The organism is Pseudomonas sp. CMR5c (assembly GCF_003850545.1).
GTDB lineage: Bacteria > Pseudomonadota > Gammaproteobacteria > Pseudomonadales > Pseudomonadaceae > Aquipseudomonas > Aquipseudomonas piscis.
Genome location: NZ_CP027705.1, coordinates 1,849,738 through 1,869,618, shown reverse-complemented (window position 1 = coordinate 1,869,618; position 19,881 = coordinate 1,849,738). Strand labels below are relative to the sequence as shown.

Sequence of the window (19,881 nt, the reverse complement as noted above, 5' to 3'; positions counted from 1 at the left end):
ATCAGGCCAGGGCTTCGCTGGGCTTGCCCAACAGGCGATCGCAGACCACGGCCAGGGCCAGGACGATCACCGAAGGCACCAGCCAGGCCAGGCCCTGCTCGCTGAGTGGCAGGTGGGACAGCTGGCTGGGGATGAGACCGGCAAACGCGGTGCCCTTGATCGCATCGATCAGGCCGAAGATGAACGATACCAGCATCACCGGACCAACGATGCGGCGCTGATCCTGCCAGAAGTCCTTGCAGAAGCTCAGGGCCACCAGGACGATGCATGGTGGATAGATGGCGGTCAGTACCGGGATCGAGAACGCGATCAACTTGGTCAGGCCCAGGTTCGACACCACCAGCGAGAAGCCCGCGAGGATCACTACCAGGGTCTTGTAGGACAGCGGCAAGACCCGGCTGAAATACTCCGCACAGGCGCAGGTCAGGCCTACGGCGGTCACCAGGCAAGCCAGGGAGATCAGTACCGCGAGGAAACCACTGCCCAGGGAGCCGAAGGTGTGCTGCACGTAGGCATGCAGCACTGCCGCGCCGTTGGTCGCACCGACAGCCACTTCATGGCTACCGGAGCCCAGGCGGAACAGGCTGACGTAGACCAGCGCCAGGCCGACACCGGCGACCAGGCCGGCGATCACCGCGTAACGGGTGATCAACTGCGGCGACTCCACCCCACGGGAACGGATGGCGTTGACGATGACGATGCCGAACACCAGCGCGCCCAGGGTATCCATGGTCAGGTAGCCATTGATGAAACCTTGGGAGAACGGCGCCGCCACGTATTCCGGAGTGGCCTGGCCGATGTCACCAGCCGGCAGGGCGAAGGCTGCGATGCCCAGGACCGCCAGGGCGATGATCTTCAGCGGAGCCAGGAAACGCCCGACGGTATCCAGCAGGCGGCCAGGGTACAGGGAGATGAAGAACACCAGCAGGAAGTAGGCGGTGCTGTAGAGCGCCAGCGCCAGCGGGCTTTCGCCAGTCAGCGGGGCCAAGCCTACTTCAAAGGATACGGTGGCCGTGCGCGGGGTGGCGAACAGCGGGCCCACTGCCAGGTAGCTCACTGCAGCCAACAGGCCGCCGGCAACCTTGCCGATGGGGCTGCTCAGGGAGTCCATGGCGCCACCGACCTTGGCCAGGGCCACCACGGTGATCACTGGCAGGCCGACCGCGGTGATCAGAAAGCCCAGCGCCGCCATCCAGACATGGGGTCCGGACTGCAAGCCGACGATAGGCGGGAAGATGATGTTGCCTGCCCCGACGAAGAGGGCAAAGGTCATGAATCCGAGCGCCAGGATGTCCTGGCCTTTCAACACTTTCATTAAGGAAATACCACACTACTGAATCGGAATTTAGAGAGGGATTTCCCTTTGGGGTGAGGGAAATGCTGTCAATCCGTATAAGACTGACCCGTTTAGCGTGCCGCAGCCTTGTGGGTAGCAGACACATCAAAGAGGCGGCTAGCGTAACGAATCTGTAAGACGAACGCACCGCCACGGTGCGAATTTTCTTATATGCGACATGTCAAATGTCGCTTTTTTGAAACTATATTTCCGCGGGTATTAATCCCCTTCTCGCTCCAGCCCTGGCCCTGGGCTGCTTGCGGCTCGCAGAAAGGACAAAGGCCACCCGAAGGTGGCCTTTGTCAGCAGGGCTGCAAGCTAAGCGCGGGGCTTACTTGACAGTCCAGCCAGTCAGCTCGGCCAGGGCCTTGCCGATGTCTGCCAGCGAACGCACGGTTTTCACGCCAGCGTCTTGCAGGGCAGCGAACTTCTCGTCCGCAGTACCTTTGCCGCCGGAGATGATTGCACCTGCGTGGCCCATGCGCTTGCCCGGAGGAGCAGTCACACCAGCGATGTAGGAAACAACCGGCTTGGTCACGTTGGCCTTGATGTAGGCAGCTGCTTCTTCTTCAGCCGAACCGCCGATCTCGCCGATCATCACGATCGCCTCGGTCTTCGGGTCTTCCTGGAACAGCTTCAGGATGTCGATGAAGTTGGAGCCTGGGATCGGGTCACCACCGATGCCGACGCAGGTGGACTGGCCGAAACCGGCGTCAGTGGTCTGCTTGACGGCTTCATAGGTCAGGGTGCCGGAACGGGAAACGATACCGACTTTGCCTGGCAAGTGAATGTGACCTGGCATGATGCCGATCTTGCATTCGCCCGGAGTGATCACGCCTGGGCAGTTAGGGCCGATCAGGGTCACGCCCAGCTCGTCGCACTTAACTTTAGCGTCCAGCATGTCCAGGGTAGGAATGCCTTCGGTGATGCAGACGATCAGCTTGATGCCGCCGAAAGCCGCTTCCAGGATCGAGTCCTTGCAGAAAGGAGCTGGAACGTAGATCACGCTGGCGGTGGCGCCAGTGGCAGCTACAGCGTCTTTGACGGTGTTGAACACTGGCAGGCCCAGGTGCTCGGTGCCGCCTTTGCCTGGAGTTACGCCACCCACCATCTGGGTGCCGTATTCGATGGCTTGCTGAGTGTGGAAGCTACCCTGCGAACCGGTGATACCTTGGCAGATAACCTTGGTGTCTTTATTGATCAGGACGCTCATTATTTGCCCTCCGCAGCTTTGACAACTTGTTGAGCAGCGTCGGTCAGGCTGGTAGCAGCGATGATGTTCAGACCGCTTTCTGCCAGTACTTTAGCGCCCAGTTCAGCGTTGTTGCCTTCGAGGCGAACAACAACCGGGATTTTCACGCCGACTTCTTTCACGGCGCCGATGATGCCTTCGGCAATCATGTCGCAGCGAACGATGCCGCCGAAGATGTTGACCAGTACTGCAGCGACGTTGGCGTCGGACAGGATGATCTTGAAGGCTTCGGTCACGCGCTCTTTGGTAGCACCACCACCTACGTCGAGGAAGTTGGCTGGCTTGCCGCCGTGCAGGTTGACGATGTCCATGGTACCCATGGCCAGGCCAGCACCGTTGACCATGCAACCGATGTTGCCGTCCAGGGCTACGTAGTTCAGTTCGAACTTGGCAGCGTGAGCTTCGCGCGGATCGTCCTGGGACGGATCGTGGAAGGTCTTCAGCTTAGGCTGGCGGTACATGGCGTTGGCGTCGATGTTGATCTTCGCGTCCAGGCAGTGCAGATCGCCGTCGGCCTTGATTACCAGTGGGTTCACTTCCAGCAGGGCCAGATCGTGATCCTGGAACAGTTTGGCCAGACCTACGAAGATCTTGGCGAACTGGGCAACTTGCTTGCCTTCCAGACCCAGTTGGAATGCCAGCTCGCGACCCTGGAATGGCTGAGCGCCAACCAGTGGATCGATAGTGGCCTTGAGAATTTTTTCTGGGGTGTCGTGAGCGATCTTCTCGATGTCCACGCCACCTTCGGTGGAAGCCATGAACACGATACGACGGCTGGAACGGTCAACGACAGCGCCCAGGTACAGCTCTTTAGCGATATCAGTGCACGATTCAACCAGGATCTTGGTGACAGGCTGGCCATTGGCGTCAGTCTGATAGGTCACCAGACGCTTGCCCAGCCATTGCTGTGCGAATGCCTTGGCGTCTTCCTTGTTGCGAACCAGCTTGACGCCGCCCGCTTTACCGCGACCACCGGCGTGAACCTGGGCTTTGACAACCCACTCGGAGCCGCCAATCTTGTCGCAAGCTTCTGCTGCTTCTTCCGGGGTGTCTACCGCGTAGCCTTTGGATACTGGCAGGCCGTATTCAGCGAACAGCTGCTTACCCTGATACTCGTGAAGATTCATGCTTTTTACCGTCTTCGTTAGGTACTGCGCATTCGGCGCTGCACTCCAGATGAGTGCCGCACCACCTGTGACCGCTACTCTCAAACCAGCGCCACACCTGGGTTCCGGAGCCTGGGCCCCGGTCCAGTGTGTGGCGCTACCCTGAGAGGTCGAGTCCAGCGGATATTCCGCGGTGAGTCTTGCGCGCAAGGCTCACGACGGGCCAACCGCCGTGGTTTCTTATTATTGCTTAGCGTTTCTTGCGGTTGGCAATGTGGATGGCGGTGCCATTCACAGCCAGGGCTGCTTCGTGCAGGGCTTCGGACAGGGTCGGATGGGAGAAAACCATCATGCCCAGGTCTTCGGCGCTGGTGCCGAATTCCATGCCGATCGCACCTTGCTGAACCAGTTCCGCAGCGCTTGGGCCAATCACGTGGACGCCCAATACGCGATCAGTCTTGGCATCGGCGATGACCTTGACGAAACCGCCGGTGTCGTTGGCTGCCATGGCACGGCCGCTGGCGGCAAACGGGAAGGTGCCGACGTTAACTTCTACGCCTTCAGCTTTCAAGGCCTGCTCGGTTTTACCGACCCACGCGATTTCCGGGTGAGTATAGATAACCGACGGGATCAGGTCGTAGTTCATCTGAGCCTTGTGGCCCTTGATGCGCTCGGCAACCATGATGCCCTCTTCCGAGGCCTTGTGCGCCAGCATCATGCCGCGAACCACGTCACCGATGGCGTACACGCCCGGTACGGTAGTGGCGCAGTGATCGTCAACGTGCACGAAACCGCGCTCGTCCAGGGTCACGCCGCAGTCGGCAGCCAGCAGATCAGTGGTCACCGGACGACGACCAACGGCAACGATCAGCTTGTCGAAGGTGATGTTCTGCTCACCATTGGCGTCGGTGTAGGTCACCGCGACTTCTTCGCCATTGACCTTGGAGCCGGTCACGCGAGCGCCCAGCTTGATGTCCAGGCCTTGCTTGGTCAGGGTCTTCAGCGCTTCCTTGGAAACCGCGGTATCAGCGGCCATCAGGAAGGTGTCCAGGGCTTCCAGGACGGTCACTTGCGCGCCCAGACGCGACCAGACCGAACCCAGTTCCAGACCGATGACGCCAGCGCCGATCACGCCCAGACGCTTGGGCACTGCCTGGAATTCCAGGGCGCCGGTGGAGTCCACGATCACGTTCTGGTCGACCGGAGCCGGCGGAATGTCGATCGGACGCGAACCTGGAGCCAGGATCACGTTTTCGGCTTCGATCACTTCGACCGAACCGTCAGGCTTGGTGACTTCGACTTTCTTGCCGGCCAGCAGCTTGCCGTGGCCCTGGATCGAAGTGACGCCGTTGGCCTTGAACAGGGTGGCGACACCGCTGGTCAAGCCTTTGACGATGTTGGCCTTGCGACCGACCATGGCCGGTACGTCCATGCTCACGCCGGAGTGGCTGATACCGTGGATGGCAAAACCGTCCTGGGCTTCGTGGAATTTCCAGGAACTGTCCAGCAGAGCCTTGGAAGGAATGCAACCGACGTTCAGGCAAGTACCGCCGAGGGCCAGCTTGCCCTCCTTGTCGGTGTACTTCTCGATGCAGGCAGTCGTCAGACCAAGCTGTGCGGCCTTGATGGCGGCAACATAACCGCCTGGGCCCGCACCAATCACTACCACGTCGAATTTCTGAGTCATAAAAGGTTCCTTTTAACGGCAAGCTAGAAGCTGCAAGCCACAAGTTCCAAACCACCGCCCAGGGGCTAGTGGCTTGGCGCTTGCAGCCTGCAACTGCTTTTTAGATGTCCAGGAGCAGACGCGCCGGATCTTCCAGCAGGTTCTTGATGGTCACCAGGAACGACACGGCTTCTTTACCGTCGATCAGGCGGTGATCGTAGGACAGTGCCAGGTACATCATCGGACGAATGACCACTTGGCCGTTGATCGCCATAGGACGCTGGATGATGTTGTGCATGCCCAGGATGGCCGCTTGCGGCGGGTTGACGATCGGGGTCGACATCATCGAACCGAAGGTACCACCGTTGGTGATGGTGAAAGTACCGCCAGTCATCTCTTCCATCGACAGCTTGCCGTCGCGAGCCTTCTTGCCGAAGGTGGCGATGCCGTTCTCGATCTCGGCCAGGCTCATCAGCTCGGCGTTGCGCAGCACCGGTACCACCAGGCCACGATCGCTGGAAACGGCGACGCCGATGTCCGAGTAACCGTGGTAGACGATGTCCGCACCGTCGATCGACGCGTTGACCGCCGGGAAGCGTTTCAGGGCTTCGGTGGCAGCTTTCACGAAGAAGGACATGAAGCCCAGGCGCACGCCGTTATGGGTCTTCTCGAACAGGTCCTTGTACTTCGAACGCAGGGCCATGACTTCGGTCATGTCGACTTCGTTGAAGGTGGTCAGCATCGCCATGTTCGACTGGGCTTCGACCAGACGCTCGGCAACCTTGGCACGCAGGCGGGTCATAGGCACGCGCTTCTCGACGCGATCGCCGGCAGCGAAGACCGGAGCAGCAGCGGCCGGAGCCGGAGCCTTGGCAGGCGCGGCAGCCGGAGCGGCTTTCTTGGCGGCGATGGCAGCCACTACGTCTTCCTTGGTCACACGACCGCCCTTGCCGGTGCCGGCAACGGAAGCGATGTTGATGCCGTTTTCTTCAGCCAGCTTGCGTGCAGCAGGTGCGGCGATTGGATCGTCTTCGCCTTCGGCAGCAGCCGGGGCAGCGGCAGCGGCAGCCGGAGCAGCTGCGGCGGCTGGAGCTGCGGCAGCAGCACTACCCTCTACGATGGAGCCCAGGACTTCGTCGGACAGAACGGTGTCGCCTTCGTTCTTGACGATAGCGCCCAGCACGCCGTCGGCGGTAGCCAGCACTTCCAGTACGACTTTGTCGGTCTCGATGTCGACGATCAGCTCGTCACGCTTGACGGCGTCGCCCGGTTGCTTGTGCCAGGTGGCAACGGTGCCATCGGCAACCGATTCCGGGAAAGTGGGGGCTTTGATCTCGATAGCCATTATCTGTGGTTCCTTAAATTCGGTTTCAGGTGCGCGAAGGCGTTAAACGGTAAACGCGTCTTGCAGCAGTTTTTCCTGCTGCTCGGCGTGCATCGATGCGTAACCACATGCTGGAGCAGCAGAAGCCTCACGGCCCGCGTACTCGAGTACGAGAGACTTGTTGAGGTTGCTGATGCTGCGACGCAGGTGGTGCTGGCTGCAGTACCAGGCGCCCTGGTTCATCGGCTCTTCCTGGCACCAGACGGCCGCTTTGGCATTGGTGTAAGGAGCCAGGACTTCCTTCAAGTCGTCCTCAGGGAATGGGTACAGCTGCTCGATACGCACGATGGCGATATCTTCGCGGCCTTCGGCACGGCGTTTTTCCAGCAGGTCGTAGTAGACCTTGCCGCTGCACAGAACCACGCGCTCGACCTTCTTCGGATCCAGAGCATCGATTTCCGGGATAACGGTCTGGAACGAACCTTCAGCCAGATCTTCCAGGGTCGAGATGGCCAGCTTGTGGCGCAGCAGCGACTTCGGAGTCAGGACCACCAGCGGCTTGCGCAGCGGACGGATCACCTGACGGCGCAGCAAATGGTAGATCTGTGCCGGCGTGGTCGGCATGCACACCTGGATGTTGTGCTCGGCGCACAACTGCAGGTAACGCTCGAGGCGTGCCGAAGAGTGCTCTGGACCTTGCCCTTCATAGCCATGCGGCAGCAGCATGGTCAGGCCGCACAGGCGACCCCACTTGTGCTCGCCACTGGTGATGAACTGGTCGATCACCACCTGGGCACCGTTGGCGAAGTCGCCGAACTGGGCCTCCCAGATCACCAGCGCATTCGGCGTGGTGGTCGAGTAGCCGTATTCGAACGCCAGCACGGCCTCTTCCGACAGGAACGAGTCGTACAAGTCGAAACGCGGCTGACCTTCGAACAGATGCTTGAGCGGCACGTAGGTGCTGGCATCTTTCTGGTTGTGCAGGACCGCATGGCGGTGCGAGAACGTACCGCGGCCGATGTCCTGGCCGGTCATGCGGATCGGGTGGCCTTCGAACAACAGGGTGGCGTAGGCCATGGTCTCGGCGTAACCCCAGTTGATCGGCAGGCCACCGGCTTGCATCTTCTGGCGATCTTCGTAGATCTTCGAGACCTGACGCTGGACCACGAAGCTATCAGGCACTTCCAGCAGCTTGGCGGACAGTTCCTGCAGGGTCTTCAGGTCGAAGCGAGTGTCATGACGCGCGGTCCAGGTGTGGCCCAGGTATGGACGCCAGTCGACGAACAATTCCTTGTTCGGTTCCTTGACCAGGCTCTTGACCACATGCAGGCCGTTGTCCAGCGCATTGCGATACTCGTCGACCTTGGCCTGGACGCGCTCGGCATCGAGCACGCCGCCCTGGGTCAGGCGCTCGGCATACAGCTCGCGAGTGGTGCGCTGCTTGGTGATCTGCTGGTACATCAGCGGCTGGGTGCCGCTTGGCTCGTCGGCCTCGTTGTGGCCACGGCGGCGGTAGCAGACCAGGTCGATGACCACGTCACGCTTGAACTGCATGCGGTAGTCGATGGCCAGCTGGGTGACAAACAGCACGGCTTCCGGATCATCGCCATTCACATGGAGGATCGGCGCCTGGATCATCTTCGCAACGTCGGTGGCGTACTCGGTGGAACGCGAATCCAGCGGGTTGCTGATGGTGAAGCCAACCTGGTTGTTGACCACGATATGCACGGTACCGCCGGTCTTGAAACCGCGGGTCTGCGACATCTGGAAAGTTTCCAGGACCACGCCCTGACCGGCGAATGCCGCGTCACCGTGGATGGAGATCGGCAGGACCTTGTCGCCGCTCGAATCGTTGCGGCGGTCCTGACGGGCACGCACCGAACCCTCGACCACCGGGGAAACGATTTCCAGGTGGGAGGGGTTGAAGGCCATGGCCAGGTGCACTTCGCCACCGGAAGTCATCACGTTGGAGGAGAAGCCCTGGTGATACTTCACGTCACCGGAACCCAACTCGACCTTCTTCTTGCCTTCGAACTCGTCGAACAGCTCGCGCGGGTTCTTGCCGAAGGTGTTGACCAGCACGTTCAGGCGGCCACGGTGGGCCATGCCGATCACGACTTCCTTGGTGCCGTAGGAGCCGGAGCGCTGGATCAGCTCGTCGAGCATCGGGATCAGGCTTTCGCCGCCTTCCAGGCCGAAGCGCTTGGTGCCCGGGTATTTGGTGCCCAGGTACTTCTCCAGGCCTTCCGCCGCGGTTACGCGCTCGAGCAGGTGGCTCTTGATATCAGCCGAATAGGCTGGGCGGCCACGTACGCTTTCCAGACGTTGCTGGAACCAGTGGCGCTGCTCGGAATCGGTGATGTGCGTAAATTCAGCGCCGATGGTGCGGCAATATGTCTGCTGCAACGCTTCGTGAATTTCGCGTAGGCTCGCTTCCTCTTTGCCGATGAACAGGTCGCCGGCACGGAAGGTCGTATCAAGATCGGCATTGGTCAAGCCGTAATGATTGATCGACAGGTCTGCAGGTGCAGGACGCTGCCACAGTCCCAGCGGGTCCAGCTGGGATGCCTGGTGGCCACGCATCCGATAGGCCTGGATCAATCGCAGCACTTCAACTTGCTTCTTCTCGTGCTCACTGCTCACGCTCCCGGCGGAAACCGGTTGGGCGCGGCGCTGGTTCTTTGCCAGCAAGACGAAATGATCGCGGATCGTCGAGTGCGAAACATCGATGGCAGTGTTGCCGTCGGTAGGCAACTTATCAAAGTAAGTGCGCCACTCTTCTGGCACAGCGTTAGGGTCGTGCAGGTAGAGCTCGTAGAGCTCTTCCACATATGCAGCGTTGCTACCGGATAGGTAGGCGCTGTTCCACATGCGCTGCATCACGCTTTCTTGCATGCTTGGTCACCCTCGGTTAGGGGAACACCACCGGCGACGACACCGAGCAAGCTTGCAGAAGTCCGAATGCAGCGACCAAAACAAGCCACTTAGGATCACGCTGATAGTCCGGGTACCAGCCCGGATGCCCCTGCTTGTCTCATTTCTTCAAAATATAGAGCAGCCACTTCGTGAGCTGCTGCTCAGGTTAGAGCCAGGACGCGGGTTGAAGCCCGCGCCTCGGCTTTTACGGTACAGCGGTCCTACGGGTACAACAGCTGAATCACACGCCGCTCTGCAGCAGCATGTTACGAATGTGACCGATGGCCTTAGTCGGGTTCAGGCCTTTCGGACAAACGTTGACGCAGTTCATGATGCCACGGCAGCGGAATACGCTGAACGGGTCATCCAGCGAAGCCAGGCGCTCGGAAGTCTTGGTGTCGCGGCTGTCTGCCAGGAAGCGATAGGCTTGCAGCAGAGCGGCTGGGCCCAGGAACTTGTCCGGGTTCCACCAGAAGGATGGGCAAGAGGTCGAGCAGCAGGCGCACAGGATGCACTCGTACAGACCGTCGAGCTTCTCACGTTCTTCCGGCGACTGCAGACGCTCGATGGCCGGAGCCGGAGTATCGTTCTGCAGGAATGGCTTCACCTTCTCGTATTGCTTGTAGAAGATGCTCATATCGACGACCAGGTCACGGATAACTGGCAGGCCTGGCAGAGGACGGATGACCAGCTTGTTCTTCTTGACCACGGCGGACAGCGGCGTGATGCACGCCAGGCCGTTCTTGCCGTTGATGTTCATGCCGTCGGAACCGCAAACGCCTTCACGGCAGGAGCGACGGTAGGAGAAACCCTCGTCCTGCTCCTTGATCAGCGCCAGCACGTCCAGCACCATCAGGTCCTTGCCACCGGTATCGACCTGGAAAACCTGGGTTTTCGGGGCAGAGTCGGTGTCAGGGTTGTAACGATAAACTTCGACTTGCAACATGACTGCCACCCTTAGTAAGTCCGGACTTTAGGCTCGAAAGCCGGTACGGTTTTCGGCGAGAAGTTAACACCACGCTTGGCAACGCGCTTCTCACCCGGGAAGTACAGGGTGTGGCACAGCCAGTTTTCATCGTCGCGATCTTCGTAGTCTTCACGGGCGTGAGCTCCGCGGGACTCTTTACGCACTTCAGCGGCGATGGCGGTGGCTTCAGCCACTTCCAGCAGGTTTTGCAGTTCCAGAGCTTCGATACGGGCAGTATTGAACGCCATGGATTTGTCGTTGATCTTGACGTTGGCGATGCGCTCACGCAGGTCGGCCAGTTGGGCAATACCCTTCTGCATGTACTCGCCGGTACGGAATACACCGAAGTAGTTCTGCATGCAGCTCTGCAGTTCGCGACGCAGGCTGGCGACGTCTTCGCCGGTGGTACGCTCGTTGAGCTTGGCCAGGCGGCTCAGGGCAACGTCCACATCGGTATCGCTGGCATCGCGGTATTCGATACCGTCGGTCAGCGCTTTTTCCAGGTGCAGGCCAGCCGCACGACCGAATACCACCAGGTCCAGCAGCGAGTTGCCGCCCAGGCGGTTGGCACCGTGTACCGATACGCAAGCCACTTCACCCACTGCGAACAGGCCAGGGATGATGGTGTCTTCGCCAGCGGCGTTCTGAGTGATGGCCTGGCCATGGATGTTGGTGGCAACGCCGCCCATCATGTAGTGGCAGGTAGGCACGACCGGAACCGGAGCGACTACAGGGTCGACGTGGGCGAAGGTCTTGGACAGCTCGCAGATACCTGGCAGGCGGCTGTGCAGCACTTCCTCGCCCAGGTGGTCCAGCTTGAGCATCACGTGGTCGCCGTTAGGACCACAACCGTTGCCAGCGATGATTTCCTTGACCATGGAGCGCGCCACTACGTCGCGGCCAGCCAGGTCCTTGGCGTTCGGAGCATAACGCTCCATGAAGCGCTCGCCGTGCTTGTTGATCAGGTAGCCACCTTCGCCGCGGCAACCCTCGGTAACCAGAACACCTGCGCCGGCGATACCGGTCGGGTGGAACTGCCACATCTCGATGTCCTGCACCGGAACGCCGGCCCGCAGGGCCATGCCCACGCCGTCGCCGGTGTTGATCAGGGCATTGGTGGTCGAGGCGTAGATACGACCCGCACCGCCAGTGGCCAGAACGGTGGCCTTGGACTTGATGTACAGGGTTTCGCCGGTTTCGATGCAGATCGCGATCACACCAACGAACGCGCCATCCTGGTTCTTCACCAGGTCAACTGCGTAGTACTCGTTGAGGAAAGTGGTGCCGGCCTTCAGGTTGCCCTGGTACAGGGTGTGCAGCAGTGCGTGACCGGTGCGGTCGGAAGCGGCACAGGTACGGGCGGCCTGGCCACCTTTACCGAAGTCCTTGGACTGACCGCCGAACGGACGCTGGTAGATACGACCAGTTTCGGTACGGGAGAACGGCAGGCCCATGTGATCCAGCTCGAAGACCGCGGCCGGGCCTTCCTGACACATGTATTCGATAGCGTCCTGGTCACCGATGTAGTCGGAACCCTTGACGGTATCGTACATGTGCCAGCGCCAGTCATCGTTCGGGTCGGCCGAAGCGATGGCGCAGGTGATGCCACCCTGGGCGGATACAGTGTGCGAGCGGGTCGGGAACACCTTGGTGACTACAGCAGTCTTGTGACCGCCCTGGGCCAGCTGCAGTGCGGCACGCATGCCGGCGCCACCGCCGCCAATGATGATGGCGTCGAAAGAAATGGTTGGAATGTTAGCCATGAATCAGATACCCCAGAGAATCTGCACACCCCAGACGAAGTAAGCGAACATTGCGACGCCGCATACTGCCTGGAAAAGGAAACGTACCGCTGTCGCCGACTTGCCCAGCGCCATATGCGTCAGGTAGTCGGTCGAGATGGTCCACATGCCGACCCAGGCGTGAGCGCCAAGGGCCACCAGGGCCAGCAGACTGAAGATACGCATCCAGTTGTTTGCGAACAGGCCATGCCACTGGGTGTAGTCAATGCCCGGATTCGCTACGAGGTACCCGATCAAAAAAATGAAATAAGCCGCGAGAACGACCGCAGAGACACGCTGCGCCATCCAGTCATAAAGGCCCGAACGCGACAGGTTCGTAACGCTGGTTACCATATCCAAACTCCCGCCAGAACGATTACCACCACGGATACGGCGATAACGATTTTCGAGCCCAGCTTGCCGCCTTCCAGCGTCTCACCGATGCCCATGTCCATAATCAGATGGCGTACACCGGCCACCAAGTGATACAGCAAGGCGGACAGGAGGCCCCATGCAACGAATTTGGCCAGCGGACTGGTCAAGCACGCCTTCACCTCGGCATAACCTTCCTCGGAGCCCAGGGACTTGCTCAATGCGTACAGCATGATGCCGATGCCCAGGAAGAGGATGATGCCGGAAACACGGTGGAGAAACGACGTAACGCCGGTAATGGGGAGTTTGATGGTCCTTAGGTCTAGGTTTACAGGTCGTTGGCTATTCACGGCTTTTTTTCACACTGAAGAGCCCCTAACAATCAGGGCAAAGTTGTTGGGGAGTGCACTGGTCAGGTAACCACCACCCAGGGAGTGCGACCCCCATCAAAACAGGCCCAGAAGCCCATGGCGGTCGGTGGCCGAGTATAGACAGTTAGGCTACTAATGACAACGCAAACGCCTTCCCCTAATAGCTGATTGCGTTAGCTTTATAAAAGGCGTAAATGGCAGTGAATTTCGCTAAAAAATCCCTCTCAAAGCCTTCTGGGACAAGACTTTAGGCAAATTGACATTCAGATTTATCCCACTATAGTGGTGCGGGCCCTGCGTGGGGGGTCTGTCTGATGATTTCAAGCATAAATAGGAGGCCACATGGCTGACAAAAAAGCGCAGTTGATCATCGAGGGCGCAGCCCCCGTCGAGCTGCCCATTTTAACCGGCACCGTTGGTCCCGATGTAATCGATGTTAGGGGCCTGACGGCCACGGGCCGCTTCACTTTCGACCCCGGTTTCATGTCGACCGCCTCCTGCGAGTCGAAGATCACCTATATCGACGGCGACCAGGGTATCCTGCTGCACCGCGGCTACCCGATCGAACAGCTGGCCGAGAAATCGGACTACCTGGAAACCTGCTACCTGCTGCTCAACGGCGAACTACCCAATGCCGAGCAGAAGGCCCAGTTCGTCAGCACCGTGAAGAACCACACCATGGTTCACGAGCAGCTGAAGAGCTTCTTCAACGGCTTCCGTCGCGACGCCCACCCGATGGCCGTCATGTGCGGCGTAGTCGGCGCCCTCTCGGCGTTCTACCACGACTCCCTGGACATCAATAACCCGCAGCACCGCGAGATCTCCGCCGTGCGCCTGGTCGCCAAGATGCCGACCCTGGCAGCGATGGTCTACAAGTACTCCATGGGCCAACCGATGATGTATCCGCGCAACGACCTGTCGTACGCGGAGAACTTCCTGCACATGATGTTCAACACCCCGTGCGAGATCAAACCGATCAGCCCGGTGCTGGCCAAGGCGATGGACCGGATCTTCATCCTCCATGCCGACCACGAGCAGAACGCCTCCACTTCCACCGTGCGCCTGGCGGGCTCCTCGGGCGCCAACCCGTTCGCCTGTATCGCTGCCGGTATCGCGGCCCTCTGGGGTCCTGCCCACGGCGGTGCGAACGAAGCCGTGCTGACCATGCTCGATGAAATCGGCGACGTCTCGAACATCGACAAGTTCATCGCCAAGGCCAAGGACAAGAACGATCCGTTCAAGCTCATGGGCTTCGGCCACCGCGTCTACAAGAACCGCGACCCACGCGCCACCGTGATGAAGCAGACCTGCGACGAGGTCCTCAAGGAACTGGGCATCAACAACGATCCACAACTCGAACTGGCCATGCGCCTGGAAGAGATCGCCCTGACCGACCCGTACTTCATCGAGCGCTCGCTGTACCCGAACGTCGACTTCTACTCGGGGATCATCCTCAAGGCGATCGGCATTCCAACCAGCATGTTCACCGTGATCTTCGCCCTGGCGCGTACCGTCGGCTGGATCTCCCACTGGAAGGAAATGCTCTCCAGCCCTTACAAGATCGGCCGTCCTCGCCAGCTGTACACCGGCTACGAGTCGCGCGACATCACCAAGCTGGAAGACCGCAAGTAAGACCGGCCTTGCGCTCCCGTCTTAGCTACATCGCATACGGCCCCTGAACAGGGGCCGTATTCTTTTCCCCCTCCCCTTCCCCCCGACCACGGCACATGGCCTGCAGCCATCAGCGCAAGCGCCTGTACAAGCTCTCTGCCGCCCCCTGACACCGGCACCTCCCCACCCGACGCAACCAGCAGATCCACGGCCAATAAAAATGCCCTGGCCTTGCGACCAGGGCATTTCGCCATCATCGAGCCCCTATATAGATAGAAGCCCAGTGCCAGGAACTTAGTGCGACACCGCCCCACTGGCACCGAGGCCGGTCTGCGAACGCACGAACTGCGGGAAGAACAGCGCCCGCTCATTGGCCGCTGCCGCCGACTTGTCGGTGATGGAGAAGAACCAGATACCGACGAAGGCGATGATCATCGAGAACAGCGCCGGGTACTCGTACGGGTAGATCGGCTTCTCATGATGCAGAATCTGCACCCAGATGGTCGGACCGAGGATCATCAGCGCCACTGCGCTCACCAGGCCCATCCAGCCACCGATCATGGCGCCACGGGTAGTGAGTTTCTTCCAGTACATGGAAAGCAGCAGTACCGGGAAGTTGCAGCTGGCAGCGATGGAGAACGCCAGGCCCACCATGAACGCGATGTTCTGGCTCTCGAACAGGATGCCCAGGCCGATGGCCAGCACGCCCAGGGTCACAGTGGTGATCTTGGAGACGCGGATCTCGTCCTTCTCGTTGGCCTTGCCCTTCTTGATCACGCTGGCATACAGGTCATGGGACACCGCCGAAGCACCGGCCAGGGTCAGGCCCGCCACCACAGCCAGGATGGTGGCGAAGGCCACCGCCGAGATGAAGCCCAGGAATACGCTGCCGCCCACCGCATTGGCCAGGTGCACCGCCGCCATGTTGTTACCGCCCAGCAAGGCGCCTGCGGCGTCCTTGAAGTCCGGATTGGTACTCACCAGCAAGATCGCGCCAAAGCCGATGATGAAGGTCAGGATGTAGAAGTAGCCGATGAAACCAGTGGCATAGAGCACGCTCTTGCGAGCTTCCTTGGCGTCGCTCACGGTGAAGAAGCGCATCAGGATATGCGGCAGGCCGGCGGTACCGAACATCAGCGCCAGGCCCAGGGAGAACGCCGAGATCGGATCCTTCACCAGGCCACCCGGGCTCATGATCGCCTCACCCTTGGGGTGGACCTTGATCGCTTCGGAGAACAGCACGTTGAAGTCGAAGCCCACGTGCTTCATCACCATCAACGCCATGAACGATGCGCCGGAGAGCAACAGCACCGCCTTGATGATCTGTACCCAGGTAGTGGCCAGCATGCCGCCGAACAATACGTACAGGCACATCAGGATGCCCACCAGGATCACCGCCACGTGGTAATCGAGACCGAACAGCAGCTGGATCAGCTTGCCGGCACCCACCATCTGCGCGATCAGGTAGAACGCCACTACCACCAGCGAACCACAGGCCGACAGGGTGCGGATCTGGGTTTGCCCGAGGCGATAGGACGCCACGTCGGCGAAGGTGTACTTGCCCAGGTTGCGCAAGCGTTCGGCGATCAGGAACAAAATGATCGGCCAGCCCACCAAAAAGCCGATGGAGTAGATCAGCCCGTCATAGCCGGAGGTGAACACCAGAGCGGAAATCCCCAGGAAGGACGCCGCCGACATGTAGTCGCCGGCAATTGCCAGGCCGTTCTGGAAGCCGGTGATCTTGCCGCCCGCCGCGTAATAGTCGGCAGCCGACTTGTTGCGCTTGGAAGCCCAGTAGGTGATGCACAGGGTGGCACCGACGAACACCACGAACATCACGATCGCCGATACGTTGAGAGGTTGCTTGTGGACTTCTCCCGTCAGGGCGTCTGCGGCCCACAGAGCGGGAGCGAAAGCGGCCAGGCCGAGCGCTGCGAATAGACGGCGGATCATTGCTGAGCCTCCTTCAGGATCGCGTTGTTCAGCTCGTCGAACTCACCGTTGGCGCGCCGGACATAGATGGCCGTCAGGATGAAGGCCGAGACAATCAAGCCGACACCGATGGGAATGCCCCAGGTGATGGATGATGAAGGACTGAGTTTGCTCCCCAGGATCTGGGGTCCATAGGCGATCAACAAGATGAAAGCCGAGTAAAGCCCAAGCATGATCGCCGAAAGAATCCAGGCGAACCGCTCCCGTTTGCTCACCAGCTCCTTGAAGCGTGGGCTGTTTTGAATCGAGAGGTAAATGCTGTCGTTCATTGTTTTTATCCTCGCAGCACAGATTTTAGGTGGAACCTAATCCACTCTATGCAGCTCTCAAACGCGTTCTAGACGACCTTAGTATTAGAACGACATTAACCCCCGCGCCAATTCTCCCCCGCAAAAAAACGGGGGCATCCGCGACGCCGTCGCAGACACCCCCAAGACCCTTGAAATAGACGCTGCGCTACTATTTAGCGGTCCACTCGGCCACCCGCTCCGGGTGCTTGCCCACCCAGTCCTTGGCCGCCGCATCAGGCTTGGCGCCCTCCTGGATGGCCAGCATCACTTCGCCGATTTCGTCTTTCGACGCCCACTGGAACTTCTTCAGGAACGCCGCCACCTCAGGCGCCTTCTTCTCCAGTTCCTTGCTGCCGATGCTGTTGACGGTCTCGGCGGCGCCATACACGCCCTTGGGATCCTCGAGGAAGCGCAGTTTCCATTTGGCGAACATCCAGTGCGGCACCCAGCCGGTCACCGCGATGGAATCCTGTTTTTCCTCGGCGCGGGTCAGCTCGGCGATCATCGCCGCCCCGGAACTGGCCTGCAGCTTGTAGTCCAGCCCATAGTCCTTGATCGCCTGGTCGGTCTTGAGCATCACCCCTGAGCCGGCATCGATCCCGACGATCTTGTTCTTGAAGCTGGCATCGCCCTTCAGGTCAGCGATGGACTTGGCCTTGACGTACTCCGGCACGATCAGGCCGATCTTGGCGTCCTTGAAGTTGGGGCCATAGTCCACCACCTTGTCCTTGTTCTTGGCCCAGTACTCGCCATGGGTCACCGGCAACCAGGCCGAAAGCATGGCGTCGAGCTTGCCGGTGGCCACGCCCTGCCACATGATCCCGGTCGCCACGGCCTGCAGCTTGACGTCATAACCGAGCTTCTTGATCACCTCCGCCGCCACATGGGTCGTCGCCACGCTGTCGGACCAGCCGTCGACATAGCCGATGCTCAGGGTCTTGCTGTCGGCGCTGGCCAAGGTGGAGCTGATGGCAAGTACCATTGCGGCACCTGCGCCTAAGAGTCGTCGCATCTTCATCGTTACTTCCCCGAAAAGTGCAGTGCCGGGCAGTTGCCGGGCACATCAACGTATGGTTATGGTGCTCGGCGCCTCCATCACGCCCGACCGCAAACACGTTCGATCATCAGCGGAGTACTGATGCCTGGATCATCAACCCGCCACCAGCGGCGACCTGCTCTGACTACGACCTCAAGGCAACAGTCAGCGACATCAGAAAGCCAGTAGCCGTCCCTGCTCCCCGCGACGACAAGCCTGCGCGAACTTCGCATGACAGCCCCAAGGCACAACCGAATACAGGTAAGATGCCCGGCTTTGTCCCCCTGACGGCCTGACCATGCCCGCCACTCCACGCTTCCCCCTCCTCGCCTACCTGTGCGCCTGCCTGATCGCCCTGCTGGCCCTGTGCAGCTACTGGTACGGCCTCGGCCGGCCGGTGCAGTTGCCCGACGTCGCCAGCGCCAGCCACAAGCTGCAATGCGCCTCCTACACTCCGTTCGACAAGGACCAGTCGCCGTTCGACCAGCCGCTCAAGCTGCGCCCCGAGCGCATGGACGCCGACCTGGCGCTGCTGGCGACCCGCTTCGAGTGCATCCGCACCTATTCCATGAGCGGCCTGGAGGCCCTGCCGGAGCTGGCGCGCAAGCACGGCCTGAAGCTGATGATCGGAGCCTGGATCAACAGCAACCCGGCGGATAACGAAAGAGAGGTGGACCTGCTGATCGCCTCGGCCAACGCCAACCCGGATGTGATCAGCGCGGTGATCGTCGGCAACGAGGCACTGCTGCGCAAGGAAATCACCGGCGCCCAACTGGCCCGGCTGATCACCAAGGTCAAGCACAACGTCAAGCAGCCAGTGACCTACGCCGATGTCTGGGAGTTCTGGCTCAAGCACCCGGAAGTGGCCCCGACCGTGGACTTCCTGACCATCCACCTGCTGCCCTACTGGGAAGACGATCCATCGAACATCGACGTGGCCCTGGACCATGTGGCCCAGGTACGCCAGGTGTTCGGTAACCGCTTCGCCCCCAAGGACGTGCTGATCGGCGAGACCGGCTGGCCCAGCGAAGGTCGCCAGCGCGAGACCGCGATCCCCAGCCGGGTCAACGAAGCCCGGTTCATCCGCGGTTTCGTCGCCCTGGCCGAGCAGAATGGCTGGCACTACAACCTGATCGAGGCCTTCGACCAACCCTGGAAACGCGCCAGCGAAGGCGCGGTCGGTGGTTACTGGGGGCTGTTCGACGCCGATCGCCAAGACAAGGGGATCCTCGAAGGTCCGGTATCCAACCTGCCCTACTGGCCCCTGTGGCTGGGCCTGGGAGCGGCGCTCCTGGGCGGTACCCTGCTGCTGGGAGGCAGGGTCGGCAGCACTCGGGCGGCCGTCCTTCTGCCACTGCTGGGTGCCGTGGCGGCCTGCAGCATCGGCACCTTCGCCGAATTGACTCGGGTCACCAGTCGCTTCGCCAGCGAGTGGGCCTGGGCCGCCCTGCTGCTGGGCCTGAACCTGTTGGTCCTGGCCCACGCCGCGTTGGCCCTTGGCTCGCGTGAAGGCTGGCGCCGGCGGCTGTTCAGCATCCTGGAAAAGCGTGCCGGCTGGCTCCTGGCGGCAGCCGGTTTCGCCGCGGCGGTGATGATGCTCGAGCTGGTGTTCGATCCACGCTATCGCAGCTTCCCCAGCGCCGCCCTGCTGGTGCCGGCCCTGGCCTTCCTCTGCCGACCGGTGCGAGTACCACGGCGCGAGGTCGCCCTGCTGACCTTCATCATCGGTGCCGGCATCGCGCCGCAGCTGTACCAGGAAGGCCTGGCCAACCAGCAGGCCTGGGGCTGGGCCCTGGTCGGCCTGCTGCTGGTCGCCGCGCTGTGGCGCAGCTTGCGGGCGCGGGTCGGCTGATCCGCCCGG

General features: G+C 60.7%; 15 protein-coding genes. 2 read left to right on the top strand and 13 right to left on the bottom strand.

From position 1 onward, the window contains the following. Position 1: 1 nt before the first annotated feature. The 10 genes from brnQ to sdhC form a co-directional block, all read right to left on the bottom strand. The gene (gene brnQ / locus C4K40_RS08720) at positions 2-1,315 is read right to left on the bottom strand and encodes a branched-chain amino acid transport system II carrier protein (protein WP_031321214.1); all 1,314 of its coding nucleotides are present in this window, start codon (positions 1,313-1,315) and stop codon (positions 2-4) included. Positions 1,316-1,667: 352 nt separating this feature from the next. Then, positions 1,668-2,549, bottom strand: coding sequence for a succinate--CoA ligase subunit alpha (gene sucD / locus C4K40_RS08715; protein WP_022643108.1), 882 nt, complete (start codon positions 2,547-2,549; stop codon positions 1,668-1,670). After that, complete coding sequence (gene sucC, locus C4K40_RS08710) at positions 2,549-3,715, bottom strand: ADP-forming succinate--CoA ligase subunit beta (protein WP_022643107.1); 1,167 nt, start codon at positions 3,713-3,715, stop codon at positions 2,549-2,551. Before sucC ends, sucD begins: the two co-directional genes overlap by 1 nt. Positions 3,716-3,944: 229 nt before the next feature. Next, complete coding sequence (gene lpdA, locus C4K40_RS08705; RefSeq protein WP_053135009.1) at positions 3,945-5,381, bottom strand: dihydrolipoyl dehydrogenase; 1,437 nt, start codon at positions 5,379-5,381, stop codon at positions 3,945-3,947. Positions 5,382-5,481: 100 nt separating this feature from the next. Continuing rightward, positions 5,482-6,705, bottom strand: a complete 1,224-nt coding sequence (gene odhB / locus C4K40_RS08700) for a 2-oxoglutarate dehydrogenase complex dihydrolipoyllysine-residue succinyltransferase (protein ID WP_022643106.1) — start codon at positions 6,703-6,705, stop codon at positions 5,482-5,484. 42 nt (positions 6,706-6,747) lie between these two features. Beyond that, complete coding sequence (locus C4K40_RS08695; protein WP_031321213.1) at positions 6,748-9,579, bottom strand: 2-oxoglutarate dehydrogenase E1 component; 2,832 nt, start codon at positions 9,577-9,579, stop codon at positions 6,748-6,750. 262 nt (positions 9,580-9,841) lie between these two features. Continuing rightward, positions 9,842-10,546, bottom strand: coding sequence for a succinate dehydrogenase iron-sulfur subunit (locus C4K40_RS08690; protein ID WP_022643104.1), 705 nt, complete (start codon positions 10,544-10,546; stop codon positions 9,842-9,844). Positions 10,547-10,557: 11 nt separating this feature from the next. Further along, a complete protein-coding gene (gene sdhA / locus C4K40_RS08685) occupies positions 10,558-12,330 on the bottom strand; it encodes a succinate dehydrogenase flavoprotein subunit (protein ID WP_022643103.1) in 1,773 nt (590 codons plus the stop codon). A gap of 3 nt (positions 12,331-12,333) precedes the next feature. Next, a complete protein-coding gene (gene sdhD / locus C4K40_RS08680; RefSeq protein WP_022643102.1) occupies positions 12,334-12,702 on the bottom strand; it encodes a succinate dehydrogenase, hydrophobic membrane anchor protein in 369 nt (122 codons plus the stop codon). Then, positions 12,696-13,070 (bottom strand): succinate dehydrogenase, cytochrome b556 subunit, encoded by a 375-nt coding sequence (gene sdhC, locus C4K40_RS08675; protein WP_011060048.1) that lies wholly within the window; start codon positions 13,068-13,070, stop codon positions 12,696-12,698. The genes sdhD and sdhC overlap by 7 nt, the downstream gene beginning before the upstream one ends. A gap of 363 nt (positions 13,071-13,433) precedes the next feature. On the opposite strand from sdhC, the gene gltA reads away from it, so the two are divergent. Beyond that, entirely contained in the window at positions 13,434-14,723 is a 1,290-nt protein-coding gene (gene gltA / locus C4K40_RS08670; protein ID WP_022643101.1) for a citrate synthase, read from the top strand. Positions 14,724-14,996: 273 nt separating this feature from the next. Here gltA and C4K40_RS08665 read toward each other — a convergent pair whose 3' ends face one another. The 3 genes from C4K40_RS08665 to C4K40_RS08655 all read right to left on the bottom strand — a co-directional run bounded on the left by C4K40_RS08665 (position 14,997) and on the right by C4K40_RS08655 (position 18,002). Beyond that, positions 14,997-16,655, bottom strand: coding sequence for a cation acetate symporter (locus C4K40_RS08665; RefSeq protein WP_022643100.1), 1,659 nt, complete (start codon positions 16,653-16,655; stop codon positions 14,997-14,999). After that, the gene (locus C4K40_RS08660; protein ID WP_022643099.1) at positions 16,652-16,963 is read right to left on the bottom strand and encodes a DUF485 domain-containing protein; all 312 of its coding nucleotides are present in this window, start codon (positions 16,961-16,963) and stop codon (positions 16,652-16,654) included. The genes C4K40_RS08665 and C4K40_RS08660 overlap by 4 nt, the downstream gene beginning before the upstream one ends. 190 nt (positions 16,964-17,153) lie before the next feature. Further along, the gene (locus C4K40_RS08655) at positions 17,154-18,002 is read right to left on the bottom strand and encodes a glycine betaine ABC transporter substrate-binding protein (protein ID WP_053135012.1); all 849 of its coding nucleotides are present in this window, start codon (positions 18,000-18,002) and stop codon (positions 17,154-17,156) included. Between the two features lie 316 nt (positions 18,003-18,318). On the opposite strand from C4K40_RS08655, the gene C4K40_RS08650 reads away from it, so the two are divergent. Next, positions 18,319-19,872, top strand: a complete 1,554-nt coding sequence (locus C4K40_RS08650; protein ID WP_053135014.1) for a beta (1-6) glucans synthase — start codon at positions 18,319-18,321, stop codon at positions 19,870-19,872. Positions 19,873-19,881: the final 9 nt, after the last annotated feature.

Excerpts from the sequence above, each read along its gene's own strand:
- brnQ (WP_031321214.1), bottom strand. The coding sequence starts at position 1,315 with ATGAAAGTGTTGAAAGGCCAGGACATCCTGGCGCTCGGATTCATGACC.
- sucD (WP_022643108.1), bottom strand. The coding sequence starts at position 2,549 with ATGAGCGTCCTGATCAATAAAGACACCAAGGTTATCTGCCAAGGTATC.
- sucC (WP_022643107.1), bottom strand. The coding sequence starts at position 3,715 with ATGAATCTTCACGAGTATCAGGGTAAGCAGCTGTTCGCTGAATACGGC.
- lpdA (WP_053135009.1), bottom strand. The coding sequence starts at position 5,381 with ATGACTCAGAAATTCGACGTGGTAGTGATTGGTGCGGGCCCAGGCGGT.
- odhB (WP_022643106.1), bottom strand. The coding sequence starts at position 6,705 with ATGGCTATCGAGATCAAAGCCCCCACTTTCCCGGAATCGGTTGCCGAT.
- C4K40_RS08695 (WP_031321213.1), bottom strand. The coding sequence starts at position 9,579 with ATGCAAGAAAGCGTGATGCAGCGCATGTGGAACAGCGCCTACCTATCC.
- C4K40_RS08690 (WP_022643104.1), bottom strand. The coding sequence starts at position 10,546 with ATGTTGCAAGTCGAAGTTTATCGTTACAACCCTGACACCGACTCTGCC.
- sdhA (WP_022643103.1), bottom strand. The coding sequence starts at position 12,330 with ATGGCTAACATTCCAACCATTTCTTTCGACGCCATCATCATTGGCGGC.
- sdhD (WP_022643102.1), bottom strand. The coding sequence starts at position 12,702 with ATGGTAACCAGCGTTACGAACCTGTCGCGTTCGGGCCTTTATGACTGG.
- gltA (WP_022643101.1), top strand. The coding sequence starts at position 13,434 with ATGGCTGACAAAAAAGCGCAGTTGATCATCGAGGGCGCAGCCCCCGTC.
- C4K40_RS08665 (WP_022643100.1), bottom strand. The coding sequence starts at position 16,655 with ATGATCCGCCGTCTATTCGCAGCGCTCGGCCTGGCCGCTTTCGCTCCC.
- C4K40_RS08660 (WP_022643099.1), bottom strand. The coding sequence starts at position 16,963 with ATGAACGACAGCATTTACCTCTCGATTCAAAACAGCCCACGCTTCAAG.
- C4K40_RS08655 (WP_053135012.1), bottom strand. The coding sequence starts at position 18,002 with ATGAAGATGCGACGACTCTTAGGCGCAGGTGCCGCAATGGTACTTGCC.
- C4K40_RS08650 (WP_053135014.1), top strand. The coding sequence starts at position 18,319 with ATGCCCGCCACTCCACGCTTCCCCCTCCTCGCCTACCTGTGCGCCTGC.